Source organism: Ruegeria sp. AL11, assembly GCF_056540865.1.
Genome location: NZ_JBQFXO010000008.1, coordinates 111,367 through 133,872 on the forward strand (window position 1 = coordinate 111,367; position 22,506 = coordinate 133,872).

At 53.1% G+C, this 22,506-nt stretch carries 22 protein-coding genes and 1 pseudogene; 16 read left to right on the forward strand and 7 right to left on the reverse strand.

Annotation, left to right across the window (positions count from 1 at the left end; genetic code table 11):
* Nucleotides 1-11: 11 nt before the first annotated feature.
* Genes ACR0IP_RS14190 through ACR0IP_RS14210 form a run of 5 tightly spaced genes read left to right on the forward strand, consistent with a single transcriptional unit; the run spans nt 12 to nt 4,089 of the window.
* Nucleotides 12-971 (forward strand): cupin domain-containing protein, encoded by a 960-nt coding sequence (locus tag ACR0IP_RS14190; RefSeq protein ID WP_170641186.1) that lies wholly within the window; start codon nt 12-14, stop codon nt 969-971.
* Nucleotides 968-1,570, forward strand: coding sequence for a class I SAM-dependent methyltransferase (locus ACR0IP_RS14195; protein WP_480526247.1), 603 nt, complete (start codon nt 968-970; stop codon nt 1,568-1,570). The genes ACR0IP_RS14190 and ACR0IP_RS14195 overlap by 4 nt, the downstream gene beginning before the upstream one ends.
* Nucleotides 1,571-1,580: 10 nt before the next feature.
* Nucleotides 1,581-2,705 carry a cobalamin-independent methionine synthase II family protein gene (locus ACR0IP_RS14200; protein WP_170641182.1) on the forward strand — a complete coding sequence of 375 codons (1,125 nt, stop codon included), beginning with the start codon at nt 1,581-1,583 and terminating at the stop codon, nt 2,703-2,705.
* On the forward strand, nt 2,702-3,397 hold the full coding sequence (locus ACR0IP_RS14205) for an alpha/beta fold hydrolase (RefSeq protein WP_480526249.1): 696 nt from the start codon (nt 2,702-2,704) through the stop codon (nt 3,395-3,397). Before ACR0IP_RS14200 ends, ACR0IP_RS14205 begins: the two co-directional genes overlap by 4 nt.
* The gene (locus tag ACR0IP_RS14210; RefSeq protein WP_480526251.1) at nt 3,394-4,089 is read left to right on the forward strand and encodes an RraA family protein; all 696 of its coding nucleotides are present in this window, start codon (nt 3,394-3,396) and stop codon (nt 4,087-4,089) included. The genes ACR0IP_RS14205 and ACR0IP_RS14210 overlap by 4 nt, the downstream gene beginning before the upstream one ends.
* Before the next feature lie 392 nt (nt 4,090-4,481).
* Here the strand turns inward: ACR0IP_RS14210 and ACR0IP_RS14215 are convergent, their stop codons facing one another.
* Together ACR0IP_RS14215 and fcl are read right to left on the reverse strand one after the other, a co-directional pair.
* On the reverse strand, nt 4,482-5,612 hold the full coding sequence (locus tag ACR0IP_RS14215; protein ID WP_480526252.1) for a hypothetical protein: 1,131 nt from the start codon (nt 5,610-5,612) through the stop codon (nt 4,482-4,484).
* A gap of 899 nt (nt 5,613-6,511) precedes the next feature.
* Nucleotides 6,512-7,477 carry a GDP-L-fucose synthase gene (fcl, locus tag ACR0IP_RS14220; protein WP_480526254.1) on the reverse strand — a complete coding sequence of 322 codons (966 nt, stop codon included), beginning with the start codon at nt 7,475-7,477 and terminating at the stop codon, nt 6,512-6,514.
* 227 nt (nt 7,478-7,704) lie between these two features.
* On the opposite strand from fcl, the gene ACR0IP_RS14225 reads away from it, so the two are divergent.
* The 11 genes from ACR0IP_RS14225 (at nt 7,705) to ACR0IP_RS14275 (ending at nt 17,918) form a co-directional block, all read left to right on the forward strand.
* Nucleotides 7,705-8,904 carry a glycosyltransferase family protein gene (locus ACR0IP_RS14225; RefSeq protein ID WP_480526256.1) on the forward strand — a complete coding sequence of 400 codons (1,200 nt, stop codon included), beginning with the start codon at nt 7,705-7,707 and terminating at the stop codon, nt 8,902-8,904.
* 41 nt (nt 8,905-8,945) lie between these two features.
* Entirely contained in the window at nt 8,946-10,472 is a 1,527-nt protein-coding gene (locus ACR0IP_RS14230; RefSeq protein WP_480526258.1) for a B12-binding domain-containing radical SAM protein, read from the forward strand.
* Nucleotides 10,473-11,468: a GHMP family kinase ATP-binding protein gene (locus ACR0IP_RS14235; protein ID WP_170692589.1), complete on the forward strand. Its 996-nt coding sequence runs from the start codon at nt 10,473-10,475 to the stop codon at nt 11,466-11,468.
* 15 nt (nt 11,469-11,483) lie between these two features.
* Nucleotides 11,484-12,314: a transketolase gene (locus ACR0IP_RS14240; protein ID WP_480526260.1), complete on the forward strand. Its 831-nt coding sequence runs from the start codon at nt 11,484-11,486 to the stop codon at nt 12,312-12,314.
* Nucleotides 12,311-13,270 (forward strand): transketolase family protein, encoded by a 960-nt coding sequence (locus tag ACR0IP_RS14245; protein ID WP_480526262.1) that lies wholly within the window; start codon nt 12,311-12,313, stop codon nt 13,268-13,270. The genes ACR0IP_RS14240 and ACR0IP_RS14245 overlap by 4 nt, the downstream gene beginning before the upstream one ends.
* 46 nt (nt 13,271-13,316) lie before the next feature.
* On the forward strand, nt 13,317-14,486 hold the full coding sequence (locus tag ACR0IP_RS14250) for a DegT/DnrJ/EryC1/StrS family aminotransferase (protein WP_480526264.1): 1,170 nt from the start codon (nt 13,317-13,319) through the stop codon (nt 14,484-14,486).
* Nucleotides 14,486-15,202 carry a sugar phosphate nucleotidyltransferase gene (locus ACR0IP_RS14255; protein ID WP_480526265.1) on the forward strand — a complete coding sequence of 239 codons (717 nt, stop codon included), beginning with the start codon at nt 14,486-14,488 and terminating at the stop codon, nt 15,200-15,202. The genes ACR0IP_RS14250 and ACR0IP_RS14255 overlap by 1 nt, the downstream gene beginning before the upstream one ends.
* Before the next feature lie 69 nt (nt 15,203-15,271).
* Nucleotides 15,272-15,856: a D-sedoheptulose 7-phosphate isomerase gene (locus ACR0IP_RS14260; RefSeq protein ID WP_170380303.1), complete on the forward strand. Its 585-nt coding sequence runs from the start codon at nt 15,272-15,274 to the stop codon at nt 15,854-15,856.
* A 23-nt stretch (nt 15,857-15,879) separates the two neighbouring features.
* Nucleotides 15,880-16,818, forward strand: coding sequence for an NAD-dependent epimerase/dehydratase family protein (locus ACR0IP_RS14265; RefSeq protein WP_480526267.1), 939 nt, complete (start codon nt 15,880-15,882; stop codon nt 16,816-16,818).
* Nucleotides 16,819-16,821: 3 nt separating this feature from the next.
* Nucleotides 16,822-17,382 (forward strand): D-glycero-alpha-D-manno-heptose-1,7-bisphosphate 7-phosphatase, encoded by a 561-nt coding sequence (locus ACR0IP_RS14270; protein ID WP_480526269.1) that lies wholly within the window; start codon nt 16,822-16,824, stop codon nt 17,380-17,382.
* A gap of 131 nt (nt 17,383-17,513) precedes the next feature.
* The gene (locus ACR0IP_RS14275) at nt 17,514-17,918 is read left to right on the forward strand and encodes a DDE-type integrase/transposase/recombinase (protein ID WP_480526442.1); all 405 of its coding nucleotides are present in this window, start codon (nt 17,514-17,516) and stop codon (nt 17,916-17,918) included.
* Here the strand turns inward: ACR0IP_RS14275 and ACR0IP_RS14280 are convergent.
* The 5 genes and pseudogenes from ACR0IP_RS14280 to ACR0IP_RS14300 all read right to left on the reverse strand — a co-directional run.
* A pseudogene (locus ACR0IP_RS14280) lies at nt 17,916-18,095 on the reverse strand (transposase); the annotation flags it as partial. The gene ACR0IP_RS14275 and the pseudogene ACR0IP_RS14280 sit on opposite strands and share 3 nt — an antisense overlap.
* Nucleotides 18,096-18,232: 137 nt before the next feature.
* Nucleotides 18,233-19,015: an arginine deiminase family protein gene (locus ACR0IP_RS14285; RefSeq protein WP_480526271.1), complete on the reverse strand. Its 783-nt coding sequence runs from the start codon at nt 19,013-19,015 to the stop codon at nt 18,233-18,235.
* 3 nt (nt 19,016-19,018) lie between these two features.
* Nucleotides 19,019-20,623: a 5-guanidino-2-oxopentanoate decarboxylase gene (locus ACR0IP_RS14290; protein ID WP_480526273.1), complete on the reverse strand. Its 1,605-nt coding sequence runs from the start codon at nt 20,621-20,623 to the stop codon at nt 19,019-19,021.
* Nucleotides 20,620-21,804 (reverse strand): pyridoxal phosphate-dependent aminotransferase, encoded by a 1,185-nt coding sequence (locus ACR0IP_RS14295; protein ID WP_480526275.1) that lies wholly within the window; start codon nt 21,802-21,804, stop codon nt 20,620-20,622. The genes ACR0IP_RS14290 and ACR0IP_RS14295 overlap by 4 nt, the downstream gene beginning before the upstream one ends.
* Nucleotides 21,801-22,448, reverse strand: a complete 648-nt coding sequence (locus tag ACR0IP_RS14300) for a TetR/AcrR family transcriptional regulator (RefSeq protein ID WP_425085477.1) — start codon at nt 22,446-22,448, stop codon at nt 21,801-21,803. Before ACR0IP_RS14300 ends, ACR0IP_RS14295 begins: the two co-directional genes overlap by 4 nt.
* Nucleotides 22,449-22,506: the final 58 nt, after the last annotated feature.

Genomic DNA, 22,506 nt, shown 5'->3' on the forward strand with positions numbered 1-22,506 from the left:
AGGAGACCATCATGAGCACAATCCAACAACGCATCGTCCGCTACGGCGAGCTGCAGCCCTGCAAAACCGCCTTTATCGACGCCCATACGCCGGGCAGTGACCAGAAAGAGAACTTCACCATTATCGGCGGCGGCGTCTCGGAATCGCCCGACCAGCACGTCCACATCACCGACAAGATCGGCTTTAACATCGGCGCTGCGGGCCAGCCTCCAAAATGCCGGAACTCTCTGCACAGCCACACCACGGCCGAAGTGTTCTTTGTCGCCAAGGGCCGCTGGCGGTTCTTCTGGGGTCGCTATGGCACTGCGGGTGAGTTCATTGCCGAAGAAGGCGACATCTTCAACATTCCAACCGGCATTTTTCGCGGGTTCGAAAATGTCGGTCAGGATTATGGGATGATCATGTCGATCCTCGGCGGTGACGATGCCGGGGGTGGCGTGACATGGGCACCGCAAGTCATTCAGGACGCGCAGGCCCACGGGCTGATGCTGGGTGACAATGGCGTTCTGTATGACAGCAAGAAAGGCCAAGAGCTGCCCCACAACGTGCGCCCGATGCCGCTGCTGACCGAGGAACAGTTGAAAGACTACCCCGAGGTGCCGGTCGAGGATGTGGTGGGCAAATACGTCGCCCGCTACTGGGATCTGATGGCGCTGTCGGCCAATAAACCGGCACCGGTGATTGGCGAAAACGCTCTGATCAAAGATAAACCGGGGTTCGAGGTCGACTTCCTCGGGCGCGGGTCGAGTGTCAATGATCCGATTGTCGCTGAAAAGCCAGTTGTTCTAATGCCCGCCAGCGGTCACTGGCGCATCTCGATTGATGGATATGAGACCACTCTGTCAAATGGAGACACTGCCTTGGTTCTGCCAGGGGAACGCTATAGCGTTGAACCGTCGATGACCGGACAGGCAGGTCTGTACCGGATTACGGCGACCGATGACCCGGCAGGAGCCACTTGGACAGGATGAACGCAGATCCAAACGACACCCATGCAGTCTATGAACGGCAGGCGACCGACTATGACAAGCGCCGCTCAAAGGCCTTGTTCGAAGCGCGCTGGCTGGCGCGCTTCACTGCCAGCCTGAAGCCAGGCGATCGCGTTCTGGATTTAGGTTGCGGGACAGGCGATCCCATTGCGCGGTGGTTCAAGGCCGAAGGGTTTGACGTCACGGGTGTCGATTTTTCCGAAGCGATGCTGACTATTGCCCGAACCCGATGGCCCGATGGCGATTGGCGTCATGGCGATATGCGCGATTTCGAACTGGATCAGACCTTCGATGGCATCATCGCCTGGAACAGCTTTTTCCATCTGACAGCGGACGAGCAAACGGATTGTATCGCCCGTATGTCCCGTCATTTGCGGCCCTGTGGAATGCTGATGCTGACCGTCGGTCCCCGCGCAGGAGAGGACAGTGGTACCGTTGGATCGGAACGCGTCTATCACGCCTCGCTGTCTCCGGCAGGCTATGCTGTTTGCCTTGAAGAGAACGGGCTGCAATTGACCGGGTTTCTGGCCGAAGACCCTGAAACCCAAAGCCACACAATCCTGATGGCTCACAAAATCTGAGGAGGCCCCGATGACCGTAAAGACCACGCATGTTGGATCCCTGCCCCGCTCGCAGGACGTGGTGGACTACATCTTCGCCCGTGAAAACGGCAAGCCCTATGATGCCGCAGGTTTTGATGCATGCATGACCAAAGCGGTCTCCGAGACGGTGCGCAAACAGGTCGAAGCCGGGGTGGATATCGTCAGCGATGGCGAGACCTCGAAGATTTCCTACGCCACCTATGTCAAGGACCGCTATACCGGGTTTTCCGGTGACAGCCCGCGCAATGCACCTGCGGATCTGAAGATGTTTCCCAGCTTTTTGCAGCGTCTGGCCGATGATGGAGGCACCCCGAAATATGCGCGCCCCATGTGTACGGGCGAGGTACGTTCAAAAGGGCAAGGCGAGTTGCAGAAGGACATCGAAAACCTTAAGTCGGCGATGTCCCAACATGGGATCGACCGAGGCTTCATGAATGCCGCGTCGCCAGGGGTGATTTCGCTGTTTCTGCAGAATGACCACTACCCAACGCGCGAGGCGTATCTGGCCGCGCTGGCCGATGCGATGAAAGAAGAATACGAAACCATCGTGGCCGCCGGTCTGGACCTGCAACTGGATTGCCCTGATCTGGCCCTTTCACGGCATATGTTGTTCACCGATCTGTCGGATGACGCGTTCGTAAAGATCGCCAATATGCATGTCGAGGCCCTGAATCATGCTCTGCAGAACGTCCCGCAGGACCGTGTGCGCGTGCATATCTGTTGGGGAAATTACGAGGGCCCGCATTGCTGTGACATCGCAATGGACAAGGTGTTCTCCACGCTGATGGCGACCAAATCGCGCTATGTGCTGTTTGAAACTTCGAACCCGCGACACGCTCATGAATGGACTGTGTTCCGCGACCGGAAAGTTGAGATACCCGATGACAAGGTACTGGTGCCCGGCGTTGTTGACACCACCACCAACTTCATCGAACACCCTGAGCTTGTGGCGCAGCGCATCGACCGTTTCTCGGGCATCGTTGGGGCGGATCGGGTGATTGCAGGCAGCGATTGCGGTTTTGGTACCTTTGCGGGCTTCGGAGCGGTTGATCCGCAGATCGCCTATGCCAAATTGGCGGCGCTATCGGCAGGGGCAAAGCTGGCTGCGTCATGACGCCTTTGATCTTGTTGCCCGGCATGATGTGCGACGCGCGCCTTTTTGGTCCGCAGATCGACGCGCTGTCAAACAGAGTGCCGTTTATGAGCTTCCCGCTAAGCCAGCAAGACAGCGTCGAGGCCATGGCCGCCGAAATTCTGAACAATGCCCCTCCGCGCTTCGCTTTGGCGGGGCTTTCGATGGGTGGGATCGTTGCGATGGAAGTGCTGCGTCAGGCCCCGGATAGGGTGGAACGGCTCGCTTTGCTAGACACCAACCCGCTGGCAGAAGCGTCCGAGGTCAAAGCGCGCCGTGCGCCGCAGATGGCCGCCGTGCGCGAGGGGCGCTTGCGGCAAGTGATGCGCGATGAGATGAAGCCCAACTATCTGGCAAATGGTCCGCGACAGGGCGCTATTCTGGACCTGTGCATGGCTATGGCCACGGATCTGGGGCCGGACGTTTTTCTACGTCAGTCGCAAGCGCTGATGGATCGCCACGACCAACGCGCGACCCTTTCGGCCTATACCTGCAAAACGCTGGTTCTGTGCGGGCGTGCCGACGGTCTTTGCCCTGTCGAACGCCACCAACTCATGCACGATCTTCTGCCGGACAGCGTGCTGACGATCATTGAAGACGCAGGGCACCTGCCCACACTGGAACAACCACAAGAAACCACGGCGGCCCTGATCCGCTGGCTGGAGGACACATGACCCCATCGCTTCTGTCTCTGCTTCGCAAGGTCGACACGCCCACCGTCTGCAACGCCATTGAAGTGGCGCAGGGTAAACGAGGCTTTGATCAGTTCACCCTGGGCACCATGCAGTGCTCTGCCCCCGATGAGCCAGCAATTGTCGGCTATGCACGCACCGCCAAGATCGCTGCTATTCACCCGCCAACCGAGCCAGCAGATGTGATCCGGGCGCGGCGCATGGCCTATTACAAATATATGGCCGAAGCCCCAAAGCCATCTGTCGCGATGATCGAGGATGTAGACTACCCGGACTGTATCGGCGCCTATTGGGGTGAGATCAACACATCGGTCCACAAAGGGTTCGGTATGTCGGGGGTCGTCACCAATGGCGTGATGCGCGATCTTGGGGACCTACCCGATGGGTTTCCCGTCATCGCTGGTTCGGTCGGCCCGAGCCATGGGTTCGTCCACATACGCGAGATTGATACTCCGGTTTCCGTGTTTGGTCTGACGGTAAGCCCAGGTGATCTGATACACGCTGACCGTCATGGAGCACTGGTGATACCAGAGGATATCATTGTGCATCTAGAAGCGGCAATCCAGAAACTGCTTGTGACAGAGCGTATAGTCTTGGATGCTGCACGCCAATCCGGGTTTGATTTTGAAACCTTTGAAACCGCATGGGCCGAGTTCGAAAAGGCAAGGGTTTGATTGCTGCAAACGAGTGACAGACCTCGCCTGAATAGTAGGCTACAGAGCTCAAGTCTCTGGAATGACATCACAAGTCCAAGTCTGACCTTCACATCTTGGTCGGTGCATGACAAAGGCAGCCTTATTGTAACGTTGCCAGAAACCAGGATTGACGGAGCATAACCGTTCGTTAGATGGCGCCTTAGAACCGGCCAGATTCAAAACCGTGTTGACTGAACAGCCAGTCCACTCTTTCTTTTAGGGATGATTGGGTTCCAAAACTAACAACACGACCAACTTGAGCAGCGGTAATGCAGAGATTGCGTAGACATCGTTAGGCCGTCACGAAGTCCAACGCTAAGTCCACAAAAAAGTAACTACCGCTGCAACCCGTATTTCAACGCAAATCCCCATCACAGTACAACCAACAGGGCATGAACGAAATTAAAGGCAAAGCCTTCAATTGGTTCAGGTGCGATCTGGTTGATCCCGATCAATAAGCAAAAACACAAAACCAAAGCATAGGGCAACTTGTGCATTGGAAGTTTCAGGCCATCCCGGGTCTCTGCAAGGATCAAAAGTAAAAAGGTCATTACAAATACCTGCATCGACAACCAACGGCTCCAGTCAGTGGCGATCGGATAAAGCAGAAATGGAGTGCAAGCACTTAACAGAAACAGACTCCATTCAAAGCCGCCACGTAACGCCCGGGTTGCTGCCCACAAACAAGGCAACATCAAAAGTATAGTCATCAACACTACGACAGGAACATTCACACGATCCAGCACTATGATCTTGACAGCCGAAGTCGTACCTCCAAATCCGTCTACAAGCCATGGAAATATCCCGCCGCACAACCGGTCCGACAGCCCGGCGGCCAACAGACGCGAGCACATAGCGTCGGTATCCGGAACGCTGACATAAATTGTGGAGAACACGGCTGCAATCAGCGAGATTAAGCATAGGCATGCAATCGGACCAAGCGACGCTTGTTTTCCATGACGCAAATAAAACGCGACGCTCAAGCCCGGAGCCAAGACTAAATTTCCTTCATGAAAAAAAACAGATACGCCATAAAGAGTTAAGGCGGTCATAGTTCCGATAAAGCCGCTACTTCTGTCAAATAGCAATGGAAGGAACGCCGCTAAACCAAGCAGCTCTTTGCGATACGCAGACGTAGTATCGTTGACCCAGAATAAAACGAGTGCCGGGCTGACCAAAAGGATCACAACCACATCCGGCATTTTTAGTGAAAGACCTTTGCAGAAAAGGACCACAATTGTCAGAACTGTCAAAGCCGCTTGTACCAGGCTTACCAACACCAAGGGACTTACATTCGACAGTTCGGAAAGTTTCAGAAAGAACTCACCCGAAATGCCCCGTCGAACGATACCACTTGAAAAGTTCACCAACCAATCCGCGTGCTGAAACTCGCCACCACCAGCTTTGGTCAAATAAATCAGACGCCGCAATAAAAGCGCTATCGACACAAGAAAAACAAATAAAACAAGCAACACGTTAAAGCGCCTTGACCCAAACAGCATGTATTCCCACCCTTAATGATCAAATTTGTTCAAACATATTGTTGGTTAGGATGTTAAGCTGCGTTCAAGATGTTCTCAAGAAGGCGCCGAGTGGTGACTGGAAGATGTATTGGTTCTAAAATAAATTAGGGAAGAGTTGTGAACAACTTTCGCACGAACAAATTTTGCGCGATTGCATCAGAATTGCGAAGTTCCGCTGTCTGAGGGCAAGATAAGTCAAGGTTTCGGATTAGATCGAAAAATTGCAGCGTTGCGATAGTAGCGCAAGCATAAGGAGACCTGCAGTTGCTCTAGCTGGAGCAAACACGGCATCCAACACCCCGCTATCACCCTGAATTTGGTGCAGTTGGCGAAGGTTCACTGATCGAACTTCCGGTCTTAGTTGAATATCGAACTTTTGCTGGATTTCGACAACGCAACTAGCTGGTATGCAACTCGCGTTCATCGCGGGTTCACCCGGAAGGTCCTTCCATTTCACCTTGGGGGATGCAGTCACTTTTGGGACTATCGATCCTTGACCCCCGCGCCTAAAAGTTGATCCTAGTGTACCGACGCCTAGTATTTCAGGATCTGTCGCAAACTCTTGGCCGTTGACGAGGTCAGATGCTGCGGGTGAATGACTTTCAAGTGGATTTAGCCGGTCGCCACACAGGCGCTAACGCTACGAAGGTCAAGGGTCACAAGACTTCAACAGAACCTACTCGCACTCAGCAAGAAACTTCGCAACAGAACCCGTTATTATAGGCTTCAAGATCGAATTCGCGAGAGAAAATTCGCTGCCGTTGCAGACTCTGATCGCCCTCTGATAGCCGATCCGCCCAAAGACCCTTTCACAACGTCTTCGCCCCGATGGCAGATCCACGGATCGGCGGCCGGGCAGAGCACTCGCTGTCTATGGGTCAGTCCTTTTCAGTCGAATTCACATGATGCTTGAGGAACCACGAATAGACATCCTGCAGACCGTCTTCGAGCGAGATCTGCGCTTCCCAACCCATCGCCTTCAGTCTTTGGACGTTGAGCAATTTTCTAGGGGCACCGTCGGGTTTTGTCGGATCTGTATCGATTTGGCCGTCAAATCCAACTACTTCAGCAACGAGTTTAGCTACGTCCAAAATGCTGATGTCCTCACCACAACCAACGTTCACATGGCTTAGCATCGGAGAAGTGTTGGCTTTATATTTTGCAGCATCTAAGTTCAGAACAAATAAACTTGCGTCTGCCATATCATCCACGTGCAAAAACTCGCGTTTGGGACGACCGCTACCCCAAATGGCAACACGTTCAGCCCCGTGCATTTTTGCCTCGTGAAAGCGGCGGATCAAGGCGGGCAGTACGTGGCTGTTCTCAAGGTGAAAATTGTCACCTGGTCCGTAAAGGTTGGTCGGCATTACAGAGCGGTAGTCCACGCCATATTGCCTGTTGAAACTCTCACAAAGTTTAATTCCGGCAATTTTTGCAACAGCATAAGGCTCGTTGGTAGGCTCCAGAGTACCGGTCAGCAGTGCCTCTTCTGACATAGGCTGGTCGGCAAGGCGGGGATAGATGCAACTTGATCCCAGCTGCAACAAACGCTGTACTCCTGCATCAAATGCTTGATGTATAATGTTGCATTCAATCATCAGGTTTTCGTAGATAAAGTTGGCAGGATATGTGTTGTTCGCATGTATCCCGCCTACCTTTGCAGCAGCCAGAATAACATGGTCCGGACGCTCTTTTTGCATGAACGCACGAACAGCTGATTGGTCCGTCAAGTCCAACTGATCGCGGTTTCGAGTGACAAGCTCACACTCTCCGGTTGTCTGCAATTTTCGGACGATCGCAGAGCCAACCATCCCCCGATGACCGGCAACAAAAACCTTGGTCATTGCGATACCTTTTGCTGTGAAACACTGCTGGCTCTACAGTCAGAAACAACTCAAATCAATACTCAGTCGGATTCGCACTTCACAACTTTTCAAACAACGGGCGCGACAACGCCTCAGGTTGACAACAAAGCCCAAAAAGATGATACGCGCTTGGCTTACAACGCGTGTTGGGCCATTAAATCTATTGGCTGAACGCAGTGTCTAAATTGCATCCAGCGGGAGCGCATATGGCCAAGAAACCGTCAATTCTTTTGGTCGCATCCGCCCAAGGGATCCGTCACGACCATTTCATTCGGAAGTTGAATGTCTCTTACGACACGCACTTTCTGGAAACGCACCCTCTCTTCAAGGCGGGAGGAACAAATAAGGTCGGTGATGAAATTCAGCGAAGCATTCGTGAACACAACTGCGAGATCGTTTTTTTTGACGTTGACTTCGACCGAGCCGTTGACGCCTCGTTGATACGCGAAAGCGCAACAGCAGCACGCCTTCGAGTCATGGTTACGTTTGACGACCTTGTTCAGCACGATTTCAATCGGGTTACCGCTTCAGCATGCGACTTTGTACTTAGTTCAGATCCCATTTCTGTTCTAAAATACCTAGAGCGCGACATCCCAAGCTGTTTTTTGGCGTTGGAGGCGAGCAAGACGTTGCTTTTCGATCGTCAATTGGACCGCAACTATAACCTATTTCATTTTGGGCATATCACGAAGGCAGATCGCCAATCCTTTGTCGATGCTCTGGTCAAAGCAGATCTGCATGTGGACATGACGTCCCGCGAAGATGGGTTTCTGAGCTACGAGGATCTGACTAAGCTGATCGGGCGTTCAAAAATCGTCCTAAACTTTGCAAAGTCAGGCTCACCCGTTGACCAAAGCGGTGCACCGTATTTGTTACAGTTCAAGGGCCGCGTGATAGAAGCTGGATTATGCGGAACACTGTGTGTGTCCGAGTATACACCTGCACTGGAATTGCTGTTTCCGGATGGTGAGGTGCCGATGTTCAGGACAACCCAAGAACTGGTAGCATTGATCAGAAAGTACCAAGCCAACGAAAACCTACGCCAAGAGCATGCTTTGCGTTTGCAGCTGGCTTGCGCCAAGTTTGAGGACTCTGAGCAAATGCGCGAAATAACAGAGAAGCTGGCACATGCAAAAAGGCGAGAAAACGAGTTACTTTTGCCTAAGTCATATCAATTGGCGTCATTACTTGGCAGGCTGTCCAAGTACAGAACCCGACACTTTGGACTTGTGGTAAGTGAGGTGAAGTCGTTCCGCCGCCGTATGCACAATGTCGCGCCAGAAAGTGAAATCATCACTGTGCCCACAATATGTTCAGTCGCTTTTTCGTGGGCCGTCAATGTCATTAAAGAGAACTTTGGCAAGAAGCTGCAAAGACTTCGGTTTTCGATTGAATCGAAATTCTAATTCATGCCAGTAAGTGGAAACAAATTCGGCAGGTAGCTTCAATGGACGTTCTTTTTGTAAACCCAAGCTCCGCAGCCAAGGCGTATCAGGATCTCGCAAGAACTTTCGCTGCGATTGAACCCCCGACCTGGGCTTTGCTACTAGCTCAATCATGCCGGTCCCGCGGGAAAGATGTCGGTATTCTTGATGTTGACGCAGAGCGTCTGGATATCGACGCTGCCACTCAACGCATCGCAGACAGCAAAGCGCGCCTGGTCGTAATGGTTGTTTATGGGCAAAATCCCAACTCCGGGACTACAGGAATGATCGGTGCCTACGCGCTGGCCGATGCGGTACGAGAGGCAGCAATTGACACAAAAATCTGTTTTGTGGGTTCGCACGTGTCAGCGCTCCCAAAAGAGGTTCTGGCCAAGGATTGTGTCGATATCGTTCTGCTGAACGAAGGTGTGTATGCGTTGCACGAATTGTCTGACAGCAACTTGTCCAGCGATTTGGCGACGATCAAGGGCATTGGATACAAGGAACGTGGTCCCGGCGGCGAAGCGAACTTGGTTTTGAATACCCCACAGCGTGTGGTTCCGCTCGCCCTTATGGACAGCGACTTGCCAGGCTATGCCTGGGATCTTTTGCCGTATGACAAAAAGCCGTTGGATCTGTACCGCGCCCATTTTTGGCATGCTGATTTCGACCATGCAAAACGCACACCCTTTGCCGCGATCTACACATCTTTGGGATGCCAGTTTGCTTGCGATTTTTGCATGATCAACATTGTCAACCGCAACAACAACGATGATTTTATCAGCGCAGCCGACAGCAAGGGAATGCGGTTCTGGAGCCCGGATTGGGTTCTGCAGGAAATGGAAAAACTGGCGGAAATGGGAGTTCAGACTCTACGCATCAGCGATGAGATGTTTTTCCTGAATCGCAAGTACTACAAACCTTTGCTGGAAGGGATCATCGACCGAGGTCTCGACCTGAATATGTGGGCCTACTCACGGGTCGATACTGTCCGCGAAGACCAGCTCGCTTTGTTCAAGAAAGCGGGAATCAATTGGCTGGCGCTTGGCATTGAAGCTGGAAATCAGGATGTCCGGCAGGAGGTTTCAAAAGGTAGCTTCCGAGATGTAAACATTCGAGAGATATGTGATACCGTGCGCGAAGCGGACATCAAGATAATCTCAAACTACATATTCGGTTTTCCAGACGATACGCTTGAAACTATGCAGCAGACGCTGGATCTAGCGCTCGAGCTGAATACAGAAATGGCAAACATGTACCCCTGTCAGGCACTGCCAGGATCGCCTATGTATACTAATGCAGTTAAACGTGGTGAAGATCTTCCGACAACTGCGGAAGAGTTTGCATTTCTATCGTACGAATCGAAGCCTCTGCCGACAAAGACCTTGTCTTCTGCAGATGTGCTGCGGTTTCGGGACGAGGCATGGCAGACCTATTTCACCAATCCCAAGTACCTCGCGTTAGTCGAAGAGAGTTTTGGCAAGCAGGAGCGTCAGAACGTCGAGGAAATGTCCAAAGTGCGCCTGAAACGTAAGCTTTTGGGGGACTAAATGATCATCACGCGCACGCCTTTTAGAATTTCCTTTTTCGGAGGAGGCACGGACTATCCCGCTTGGTACCGCGAGCACGGCGGTGCGGTTCTTGCAACTGCGATTGACAAGTACTGTTACATCTCTTGCCGTCATTTGCCTCCCTTTTTTGACCACCGATTTCGGATCGTTTACTCGGCCATCGAAAACGTGCGGGAAATCAGCGAAATTGCGCATCCTGCAGTACGCGAAGTTTTGGCATGGGCAGGGGTTAACGAAGGACTCGAAATACACCATGACGGTGACTTGCCGGCGCGGTCCGGGCTGGGCTCCAGTTCTTCGTTTACAGTTGGTTTGATACACGCCCTGCGTGCTTTGGAAGGTCGGTACAGTTCCAAACAAGAACTGGCTGAAAGTGCGATTCATGTAGAGCAAAACGTCATTAAGGAAGCAGTGGGGGCTCAGGATCAGACAACAGCTGCTTTTGGGGGCTTCAACAAGATCGAGTTTCACCGGGATGACAGCCTGACAGTCGCACCCTTGATCGCTCCGCCAGAGCGTTTGGCAAGCCTGAATGATCATTTGATCTTGTTTTACACAGGCAAGTCTCGAATTGCTGCCGACATCGCAAAGTCTAAGATTGCGAACCTCAAAAAGAAGCAGGACAGTTTGTTCCGCATGCGCGAAATGGTTGATGAGGCCATCCAAATACTCGCATCAGACTCGACTCCAATAGAGGAATTCGGGAACTTGTTGCATGATAGCTGGCTGTTGAAGCGCGAGTTGTCGGACAGAGTATCTACCGAGGATATCGATACCGCGATGGAAGCCGCTCACGATGCTGGTGCGATCGGAGGTAAAATCCTTGGTGCAGGCGGCGGAGGTTTTTTACTGGTCTTCGCTCAACCGCAACACCACGCGGCAATTAAAGATCGCCTACGAGACTTTGTGCCCGTGCAATTCCGTTTCGACAACACCGGCAGCAAAGTCGTGGTTTATCAACCCAAAGGCTTTTGACGGACAGGAGACCTTATGGCAAACAGTCTATCCTTAGGTGACAATGCCCTTGTGGACAAAGCTGATTGGGTGTGGCGAGAGACCCTGGGAGTGTTTCGGGGCGCTCCTGAGGTACGCCTTGCATCGTCCCTGTCTTCTATCGAGATCTTTGTCGCTCTCTACTATGGGGGTGTATTGCGGTTTGCTCCTGACGAGCCACTTCACCCGGAGCGTGATCGGTGCGTGATTTCAAAAGGCCATGGTTCGATCTGCATGTATCCGATTCTGGCAGATCTGGGCTTCTTTCCTAAGGATGAGCTTGATCGCGTTTGTCGGGCTGGTGGAATTTTGGGCGGAATCCCGGATCCGGTTATCCCGGGATACGAAACCATGAACGGTTCTTTGGGACATGGGCTGGGTGTGGCGACCGGAATGGCGTTGGCACTAAAAAGCAAGGCTGTCCAGCGGGACGTGTTTGTAGTGTGCGGAGACGGGGAACTTCACGAAGGCGCCAACTGGGAAGCGATCATGCTTGCATCGCAACATGGCTTGGACAACCTGACGCTGATTGTCGACAACAATGCCACCTCAATGTTGGATTTCACCGACAACATCTTGTCCATGGCAAACTTGAACCCAAGGCTTTCTGCGTTCGATTTCGATGTTGATGAAGTTGATGGGCATGATGTGATCGCCCTTCGCAAAGCACTTATCAAAAAGAAGTCGCAAAAATCGGGCAAACCCAAAGCGCTCATAGCGCACACGATTAAGGGACGCGGAGTACCGGGGCTGGAGGGTGAACCCCTCAGCCATATTCTAAACCCAAAGCCTGAAACGGTTGACTCTCTTCTGGGAAAAGCAAAATGACCGAGAAACCGAGGGCTATGCGGGATGCACTGCTCGAACGCATCTGGCAAGCCATGGGCACGCAAGATGACATCTACTTTGTAACTGCAGATTTTGGCTCACCAGTTCTAGACAAGATCCGAGCTGACCATCCAACACGCTTTATGAATGTTGGTGTCGCTGAACAGAACCTTATCAATGTTACGGCAGGGCTCGCGCTAGAAGGGTTCAAGGTGTTTTCTTACGCAATTGCACCTTTCATCACCATGCGCTGCCTGGAACAGGTACGTGTCAGCCTTGCACTGCTGAGTGAAGTCAGGCCCATGAACGTCAATCTAATCGGTGTGGGTGCAGGCTATAGTTACGTAGTGTCTGGTCCTACTCACCAATGCTATGAAGACCTGACCGTCATGCGGGCGATGCCGAACATGCAGGTTTTATCCCCTGCGGATCACACAAGTTCTGCCGCTTTGTTTGATCGATGTATTCAAGGAAACGGGATAAAATACCTACGGCTGGATGCGCAGGTTCTGCCAGTCGTGGATGCGGAAAGACCCTATGATCCAACTAAAGGGTTCAGGGTCCTGGGGGAAGGCACCGACATCGTTTTGGTTGCAACCGGATATATGGTCCACACGGCCCAAAAGGTGGCGCAAAACCTAAGAGAGAAAGGGCGGTCCGTGGGCTTGATCGATCTGGTCGATTTTTCTGGCCTGGACGTGTCGGCGTTGAAGGAAATCCTAGAGCCTGCAAAAAGCGTCGCCACACTTGAAGAAGGCTTTCGCGCGCGTGGCGGTTTAGACGCGTTGGTGGCCGAAATCCTGCGCGAGAATTTACCTGGCAAACCACATCTCAATCTAGGCGTTACCGGCGGCTACAGATTTGAGCTTGGCACGCGTCAAGAATTGCATGAAGAGGTCGGTATAGGTGAACACGCCGTCCTCAACCAGATAAACGGCTTTTTGACGGCCTGCTAATACGACCTGCCGATCCAGAAAACTGCACATATCGAGAGAGAAAAACATGAAATTCCCACTGATGCGCAACAATTTCTCCCGCGAAGATCTGGATGCGGTCATTGAGCACCTTAAGGGAGATGATCCCATTCTGACCAATGGGGAAAACTGCCGGGAGTTCGAAAAAGAGTGGTCGGAGTGGCTAGGCGTCAAATACTCAGTCTTTGTGAACTCCGGGTCTTCGGCAAACATGATCAGCCTGGCAATTCTGAAGCAGCGCCACCCTGAGGGCGGCGAGGTGCTATTGCCGCCTCTAACCTGGGTTTCAGATGTTTCGGCCGTATTGGCTCATGGGTTCAAACCCGTTTTCGTGGATATCGATCCACGAACCCTTTCAATGGATCCAAAGCAGACACTGGACAAAATAACTGATGAGACCCGCGCAGTATTCGTGACTCATTGCCAAGGTTTCAGCGGATTGGATGACACCGTTCTGCAAGAGTTGGAAGCACGCGGAGTTCCGTTGATCGAAGATGTTTGTGAAAGCCACGGGGCACGACACAACGGACAGCTTCTCGGCTCTTTTGGGTGGATGTCCAATTTTTCCTTTTATTATGCACATCACATGAGCACGATCGAAGGCGGAATGGTGTGCACCAACGATCCCGAGACATATCAGGCTGCAAGGATGTTCCGCTCCCACGGGATGGTCCGCGAACTGACAGATCCAGACATGAAAGCGCGATACGTAGCTGACAATCCGGAACTCAACCCTGACTTCATTTTCGCCGTTCCGGCTTACAATGCTCGCAACAATGAGTTGGGCGGCATTTTGGGGCGCTCGCAGCTGAAGCGGTTGGATGCGAACAATGCGCGCAGAACCGAGAATTTTCTGCACTTTCTGGAGCGCATTGATCCAAACCTCTACCGAACTGATTTCGCTGTGGAAGGTTCCTCCAACTATGCGTTCAATCTGGTATTGAAACAGGCGGATATGGACCTGGCCGGACGTTTGATGGAAGCCATGCGAAATGCAGGCATCGAGTTCCGTCGTGGCAGTGCCGGCGGCGGAAACCAAATGCGTCAGCCTTATCTTCAGAACTTGGATATCGGTGACTATCGGGATTATCCTGAAGTAGAACATGTTCACTTCTTTGGCTTCTATATTGGGAACTTCCCGGATCTGAGCGTCGCAGAGGTAGACCAGATTTGTGATGTATTGAATGCAGTAAACTGATGCCTGTTCGCACAGCAGTTGTTTTGGCAGGAGGGCTTGGCACGCGATTGCGTTCCGCCGTGCCAGGCGTTCCAAAGCCACTTGCGCCCATTCGCGGCCAGCCGTTTCTTGACCGACTGCTGAACCATTGGCGACTAAAAGGTATCGATCACTTTGTTTTGTCCGTCGGCTACAAACACGAAATGATCCAGGAACGCTATGGCTCGCAATTTGAAGGTGCGGAAATCACCTACAATGTCGAACCAAGTTTGATGGGTACCGGCGGAGGAGTTCTACTGAGTGCACCTCAAGATCAGCAGCGGTTTCTGCTGCTCAATGGCGATACATATTTTGACGTCGATCTGCCTAAGCTTGAAGATGTGCACGAGCAAAACAATGCTTCAGTCACATTTTCTGTTTTTCGTTCGGATGATTCAGCGCGCTACATGGCGATCGAGTTGGGTGAAGGCGATCGGATATCTGCGTTCGGAAGCGCCCCAAAGCATACCAGTTTTCTTGTAAACGGTGGCGTTTATTTATTCGAAACCGCGGCTTTGGAACCCTTCTTTCCGGTTACGCGACCAGTTTCTCTGGAGTCCGAGATATTTCCGAGCCTTTTACAGAACAAGGCTCGACTATTCGGGCTCGAACAAAAAGGCAGATTCATCGATATCGGCGTACCACAGGATTTTGAGTATGCTCAGACGTTCCTACCGGACGTGTCAGATGATCACTAGGCATCCAATCCGCGAAAACTTGAGTGCAGGAGTATATTGGCTCTTGTCGAAGGGCGAGACCAGAAAACTATGAGCTATTCAGACATCCTAAAGACGAATGCAACGGCCTCGGCAGAAGTTAAAACTGCGTACGTCGCGGACCTTGGCCAACTTGCCGATTTTGAGGCCGCCGCGAATGTCCTTGTGGCGCGATACAAGGCGGGCGGACGCCTGTACATAGCTGGGAACGGTGGTTCAGCCGCAGATGCACAGCATCTGGCGGCTGAGTTTGTCAGTAAACTTGCTCGGGACCGGGCACCACTTCCGGCAGAAGCGATGACTACAGACAGCTCTATTCTGACTGCCATTGGGAATGACTACGGGTTTGAACAATTGTTTGCGCGCCAATTGCTCGGCAAGGCGCAAAAAAATGATGTTTTTCTGGCCATAACGACATCGGGTACATCCCCAAACATCATCCAAGCTCTGAAGGCGGCGCGTGAGAACGGCATTGCCACTATCGCGTTTTTGGGAGGTGACGGTGGCGTCGCAAAAGATTTGGCGGACCACTCATTAATCGTGCCGAGCCGTGATACTGCACGCATTCAGGAGATGCATATTGTTCTTGCTCATTCCTTGTGCCAATGCGTTGAACAAGAGCTCTTTGGGCCATAGAGACGAGATAAGGGAAACTAACTGTGACACACAATATCCTAGTTACCGGCGGTGCCGGGTACATTGGTTCGACCTTGGTGCCAGAGCTTCTGGCAAAAGGCCACAAAGTGACTGTTCTGGACAATTTCATGTTTGGGCAATCCAGCCTAAATCACGCATGCCGTTATCCTGATTTTGACATCGTCAAGGGCGATATCCGTCTTGAAGAGACAGTCGCTCCATTGATTAAAAAGGCCGACGTAATCATTCCATTGGCAGCTTATGTGGGGGCCCCTCTGTGCAAACGTGATCCAATTGGCGCCCAAAGTGTCAACGTCGACGCGATCAACTTGATGCTCCAACTGGCATCAAAAGATCAGCGGATTTTGATGCCGACGACCAACAGTGCCTACGGAACCGGTGACGAGAACAACTACTGCACCGAAGAAAGTCCGCTGCGGCCGATCTCCAAATATGCGATAGACAAAGTCGAAATCGAAAAACGCCTTATGGATCATCCAAATGCGATCAGTTTCCGGCTTGCGACTGTTTTTGGCATGTCGCCGAGGATGCGGCTCGACCTCTTGGTCAACGATTTTGCATATCGTGCGCTAAACGACCGATTTATCGTTCTTTTTGAAAGTCACTTCAAACGAAACTATGTTCATGTGCGGGATGTAAGCCAAGTATTCCAACACGGAATTGCCAATTTCGATGCGATGAGGGGCGAAATCTTCAATGTTGGGCTGTCGAACGCCAATGTATCCAAGTGGGAATTGTGCGAACGTATCAAAAAGCATGTGCCTGACTTTGTATTCATCGAAGCGGAAGTCGGCAAAGACCCGGATCAAAGAAACTACATTGTATCAAACGAAAAAATTGAAGCTTCGGGATTTAGGCCTGAGGTGTCTTTGGATGCAGGATTGGGAGAGCTTGTAAAAGGTTTGCGTATGATCAGCAAATCAGTATTTGGGAACGTCTAGGTCATGACGGGCTCATCGCGCCCAGCCCTTTTCTTGGATCGTGACGGGGTGGTTAACGTAAACCACGGGTATGTACACAAGGCCGAAGATACGGATTTCATTGATGGAATTTTCGAACTTGTAAAGTGTGCGAACCACCTGGGTTACGCTGTTGTTGTGGCTACCAATCAAGCTGGAATTGGGCGCGGGTACTACTCGGAGGAGGTTTTTGAAGGCTACATGGCGTGGACGCGCAGCGTGTTTCTCAAGCGTGGAGCGAACATTGACGCCGTTTACTTCTGTCCTCACCACCCTGAACATGGAATAGGTCGATACAAGCGTGATTGCTTTTGCCGAAAACCAAACCCAGGCATGATCTTACAGGCTGCGGAAGATTTATCTCTCAGCCTGTCGCAGAGCGTGTTCGTGGGAGACAGTGAAAGCGATATGATCGCAGCTCATCGCGCCGGCATTCCGAATAGGTTCATGCTAACTCCTGATAGAGTCCAGATCCCGACAGCGACAAAGTTTTTTGATAGGCATAGGTCGATCGAAACGGAGCTATCAAAGTTGCCGTTCACTTAGCGGATAGGGCTCTGTTGCAAGTTATCGGCAATTGACGCGCTCGCCCCAAGCGGGTGAATAACTATCGAAAATATCAAGTTTAAAGTCAGACCATGATCTAATTTGCAGGCGCGCAATACCCCAAGGACGTTATCCTGTTCGCTGTATTCTTCTACTTTCTATATGGTGTGTCATATCGTGATCTTGAAGAGATCATGGCCGAGCATGGCTTCGCGGTAGATCACACGACGCTGAACCACCGGGTAACAAAATACGCTAGTGCAATTGCCGAAGTAGCACGCAGGCGCAATGGATTGTGTGATCGCTCCTGGTGGATAGACGAGACCTACAGCAATGTGAAAGATGCGTGGGCTTGCCTCTATCGAGTCGTCGTCAAACACATGAAAACGCTAGATTTTATGCTTGTAAGCCGTCAGAATAAACCAGCTGCCAAAGCGCGTTTTTGTCATACAACTAAAAATTCGCAACAGAATCCCGATCGGTCATCATCAGTGCAAAGATGCCTTTGTCGCTCATCGCTTCCAGCGGTTTCATAGCGTCTTTTGCGGACACTACTCCCTGAATGCACCTCGCCAATGCAAACCTTTGCGATTGTGGAAGACAACTCCCCTCAACACCCGTCGATCATCGACACCGGGCTTGCCATGCAACTTTGGAAAGAAAGGTTCAAGGCGCGCCATCTGTGCGTCGCTCAACCAGAAAAGATCAGACATTTGCACCGCTCATTATACGAAACGTGAATCGTGTCATCCGGCGGAATTCATTGCGTCCTGACCCTACAACGGAAAGCGGGCACATTGTGCTCTGACCTGAGCGAACTCTCTCCCTATGCCCGAAAGCTTATTTGCGATCAGAATCTCAGCGAAAGGCATGACATGCCGCCATCCAACTTGGCGCAATCGGTGTTGTCGATTTGGACGACTTCATACCCAGCATTGTCCAATACATCTGCAGTACGCGGGAAACCGGCCGCCATGAGCACCAGATTGTTGAAACGTATTGCATTGGCGGCCGCTTCTTCACCGTCGGCAACATGCAGAACCCGGTAGCCTTCAAAACACCCGGACGCATCCAGGCGCTTGGTTGAAAGGATGGTTTCGGCATCCATCAGCGAACAATCGGTCTTGAAATGCAACACGCCTTCAGGCGTGAACACCTCGCGCAAAGCATAGTCCCACTCATTGGCGATTTCTGCCAGTTCGGCCACGCCTGCAGCATCAGTTCGATCCGAGCGGCCGACGAGGATTTCCTTTCCGGTCACCAAGATGTCGCCGCCTTCGACATGGCCCGGGCCTTTGATCTCGCGGACGTCGTCGTAACAGGCACGGATCGTCGACGAAATTTCTGCCACCTCACCCACGCGGGACGGCGCGCCAGGTCGCATCAGGATAGCACCTTGCGGCAGGCACAGCGCGGTGTCCTCGACGAACTGGGCGTCCGGGTAGGCTTCCAGCGGGTGTAGCTCAATAACTTCTGCTCCAGTGCTCCGCAGCGCGCTGACATAGGCCGAATTCGCAGCCAGCATACCCTCTAGGCTGGGATTGCCGATATTCTCGGCACGCAGGCCGTCTGCAATGGTCGAGGCAGGCTTGCGCGTTATGGCACGGGTAAATTCAAAGGTCGGGTTTCGCATGAGTCACTCCTGATCCGAGCGGCGCCCGGCAGTATCAATTTCCAGAATCGAGGGGCCGTTTTGGGCATCGGCTTCTGCCAGTGCAGCGGTAACAGCTGTTGAATCTTGCCGAACGCGTTTGTAGGGGACGCCAAACGAGGCAGCAGTGGCCGCAAAGTCAGGTGGGGTTGGGTCGCAACCGATCACTTCGACGCCCACGCCCTCCATAGAAGTGGCGATTTCGCCATAGCCATGATTGTTCCAAAGAACAAAGGTAATGTGGAGGTTTTGGTCCACTGCGGCCATGATCTCGGGCAGTGAGAATTGGGCACCTCCGTCTCCGGCGATGCAAATCACGGACGCCTCCGGGTCGGCAATCGCGGCACCGATGGCGGCCGGAATACCATAGCCAAGAGCCCCGTATCCGGTGGCCGCATTGAACCAACCACCGGGACGGTCGTGATCATAGTATAGATTGCCCGCATAAATCGGCTGAGTGGAATCTCCGATCATGAGCGCATTCGGGACTGCGGCGCGCATGGCCGCGAGAATCCCGACTTGAGCGCGGTAGTCCGAACCTATCTCTTCAAACGCCGCAGCGCGGGTTCTTTCAGCGCGATCCTTTCCATCTCGTCGGTTGGATTTTCCGGGCAATGCCGACAGCAAGGACGAAACAACCTGACCGGTGCGACCCTCTATGGCTATTGCGGCTTCGTGACGGGTCAATTGATCCGGGCAAATATCCACTCGTATGAGCCCTGACATAGAGGCCATATCTCCGGTGGCATACATGTCATAGTCCGTAGCGCCCAACTCGGTCCCCAAAGCGAGGACGCAATCGGCTTCTTCGATCAATGTCCGGACAGATTTTAAACTCGGACTAGCGGGAATAGTCAGTGGGTGCCCATGCATCAGACCGCGCGCATTTACGGTTTGCACGACAGGCGCATCGAGACGCTCTGCCAGAGTTTGTAGATCTTCTCCGGTCGTTTTCGCTCCGCCACCCGCCAAGATGACGACTTTTCGCGCGGCTGACAGCCGGTCTGCGGCTTGTTGGATTAAGTCGCGGTCCAATGCCTGATGGGGATAGTCTTCTGACGTCAGGGCGCTTTCAGCGACCAGTCCCGCCACATCCAGCGGGATTTGGATATGGGTGGGGCCTGGTCGTCCAACGGAATAGGGTGCAAATGTGCGATCCAAAGCGGCACTCAGATCACTGGGCTGGTCCACATGTTCGGACACCAGCGCAACGGTCTTGGCAAGCGCATGTTGGTCGGGCAGTTCATGCAAGTGGCCAAGAAACTTGTTTAGTGTGCTCTTCTCGTTGACGCCGGAAACCACCAGCATCGGAACGGAATCCGCCCGGGCCTGCGCCATCGGCGTCAGCGTATTTGTCAGGCCGGGTCCTGTTATGACAAAGGCAACGCCCGGCTTGCCTGAAACACGCGCATAGCCGTCAGCCATAAAACCTGCGCCTTGCTCGTGCCTTGGGGTCACATGCTGAATGCCCGAGGCGGCAAGCCCGCGATAAAGCTCAACGGTGTGCACGCCGGGAATGCCGAACACGCAGGATACGCCCCGTTGCTTCAATTCGGCGACCAGTGCCTCGCCCACTGTTTGTTTGGTCATGCAACATTCCGTTTGCTGAGGTTTGCGTGGGCGACGATGCGGTCTAGCGCCGTCGCGAATTGGCTGTCGTCGATGGTGAGGGCGACCCGAACCCAGTCCTTGAGGCTTTCACCAAAGGCAGAGCCGGGCATCACTGAAACGCCATGCTCCAAAAGATCCCAGGCATAGGCGTCACCATCCATTCCAATGCCCGACACGTTGACCAGCGCAAACATGCCCGCATCCGGTTGATGGACGGTCAGAGGCGTTTCACTGTGAAGGCGGCGTTCCAGAACATCGGCGCGAGCCGCAAAACGAGACGCCATGCCTGCAGCGACCGAAGATCCGTGTCGCACAGCTTTTTCAGTCATGTCTGCGATAAAGGGCTGGTTGCCAAACAGCATCGTTTCCGAGACCGGTAGCAACGCAGTACAGAACGCGGCTGGGCCAACGCACCAACCGCTGCGGAAGCCAGGGGCTGCGTGAGATTTGGAAATCGATGACACGGCGATGACCCTATCGGCCAGGTCCGGGTCCGAAAGCGGAGATACAAATTCTGCTCCTTCAAACACCAGACGCTCGTACACTTCGTCTGAGATGATCCAGAGGTCGTGCTTGATCGCAAGTTCGCCAATTTTCCGTACATCTTCAGCGGTCAGGATCGCGCCTGTCGGATTATGCGGAGTCGTCAGAAGTATAGCGCGGCTGCGCGGGGTGATGCGCGCGGCGATGTCTTCGGCCTGCAACCGAAAACCGTTTTCTGGGCGGAGCGGCACCGGTACGGGTTCGGCTCCTGATGCGCGGATCACGCCCTCGTATGTGGCATACATCGGGTCACCAACCAACACTTCGGAACCTGCTTCGGCGACGCCTTGCATCACTGTATAAAGCGCGGTCTGCGTGCCGGGAAAACAAAGAATGTTCTCCGGCAAAAACTGCCGGCCGCGGCTTTTGGTGTACGACTCTGCCAAGGCTGCGCAAAGCCCGGCCTCTCCGCGGCCGTTGGAATAGCCGGTACGGCCCGCCTGCAAGGCCAAGGCAGCGGCGTCGCACAGCTCTGGCGGCGTTGGCACGTCCGGCTCGCCGATTGTCATTTCCACCAGATCAGCACCCGCATCAACCATTGCGCGCGCCTTCAAGTGTACTTCCCACTTGCCACCACCCAATCCGGCCAGCCGGTCAGTAATTGCTGTCAACCTCATAGGGGCTCGCTCTCCTGCGTTAGATCCAAATCGATAATGGCGGAAACGGATTGCAGCCCGATTTCAACCAGTTCACCCTGCTCAAAGGCATGGGGCAACGCGCCGCCTTCCAGCCACAGACCGTCGATGACCGCGTTGCAGGCGATAGCCAGCTGCCGCAATTGGACAGGCGATGCCGAACGGTTCGCTTCTTTCAGCGAAGCCGCGATTAACCCTTCAAGCTGGTCCCGAAAATAGGCGTATGTTCGTTCGTGGGTCGCTTTCATTTGCTGGTCCTGCTGAACTTTGTTCAAAAAGCTGGCCCAAAGAGCGATAGCACGGGGGTCGACAACCGGGGGCGTCAACGACGCGGTCACGAAAGCTGCCAACTTGGCTTGGGCGCTGGCTTCGACTTCGTTTGCGGGCGCGAATGTCTGATCTGTCATCGAGTTCATGTGGTGCTCATACGCCGCGACGATCAGCTCCTCCTTAGAGTTGAAATAATGACGGATGAGCCCCTGCGTAACATCTGCGCGGTCTGCGATTCCCCGCACTGTGGCGCCACGGACGCCCTGCTCAGCCACCAAATCAAGCGTCGCGAGAATCAGTGCGTGCTGTCTGGCTTCGGCCGACTCACGCTTAAATTTCTTGCGGTCTTCGCTCACGATTGGTCCTTTTTTGCGGATGCCGTAATTATACACTTGCATAATTACTATGCTCACG